At 43.9% G+C, this 969-nt stretch carries 2 pseudogenes; one reads left to right on the forward strand and one right to left on the reverse strand.

The window, feature by feature from the left end:
- Nucleotides 1-390 (reverse strand): annotated as a pseudogene (locus A3739_RS03625) (hypothetical protein); the annotation flags it as partial.
- A gap of 292 nt (nucleotides 391-682) precedes the next feature.
- On the opposite strand from A3739_RS03625, the pseudogene A3739_RS03630 reads away from it, so the two are divergent.
- Nucleotides 683-969: pseudogene (locus tag A3739_RS03630) on the forward strand (sulfite exporter TauE/SafE family protein); the annotation flags it as partial.

The raw sequence follows: 969 nt of genomic DNA on the forward strand, positions 1-969 counted from the left end.
GTCGAGAACTACAGATAATTCGTTACCGGCCATAGACCATGTTGTTAACTCGTTAACGAGAGAGGTTACGACGGCTTCGCTTGGTTGATGCTCAGAAATTAATTGATTGGCTTCTTCACCGAAATTATCAATTGCGGTCGCAATACTGCCGATTACATATTGCCAGAATCTCTGGGCATTATTGTCGTGTTCATCTATTGAGAGCCAACTAACACGGCGGTCTTGCTGGTGCAGCCACTGTAAAATCAGGGTTGTTTTGCCGTATCCAGCAGGAGCAGATACAAGTACTAATTTTCTTGCGGATCGAGAAATAAGACGGTCTAACAATCTAGGACGTGAGACACTCTTAGGATTAAATGCGGGAGCAAGGAATTTAGTTGTGAGTAGCATTTTGGCTATGTTTTAACTCTCAGAAAACGTGACAAATACTGCGAAACTATATCCTATGGCATTGTCTCAAAAAGTAAACTTAATCACCGTTCATGAGAGAGACTTAAAAGAACGCGTATTTCATTCCGATACCCAGCAATAACATTGCAAGAATTGGCTGCAAGATGTTGCCTGGTAAACGTTTGCTGTATTTAGACCCCCAGAATATCGCCGGGATTGATCCGCAAAGCAATGACGCGAGAAGTACGAAATCGAAAAATATCAACACATATTATTAACCTCGCTGGGTATTATGTTGATGTTCACCGCGTTCATAATTCTGCTCAAAGGCAGAATACTTAAATCAACCTCATTGAGCGCAGGACAATCTGCATGGGTTGAAAAGCATAAAACCATACTAACGGTTTCAATGGGCGTATTTTTAGGCGTGTGCGTCACCCTTTCTTCTGTGGGCGCCGGAGCATTTGGCGCGGCCATATTAATGATTTTGTATCCACGCATGAGCCCGGTAACCATTATTGGTACCGATATCGCTCATGCCGTCCCGCTCACACTTATGGCCGGCCTTGGCCACATGCA

It is taken from the genome of Oleiphilus sp. HI0067, assembly GCF_001635735.1.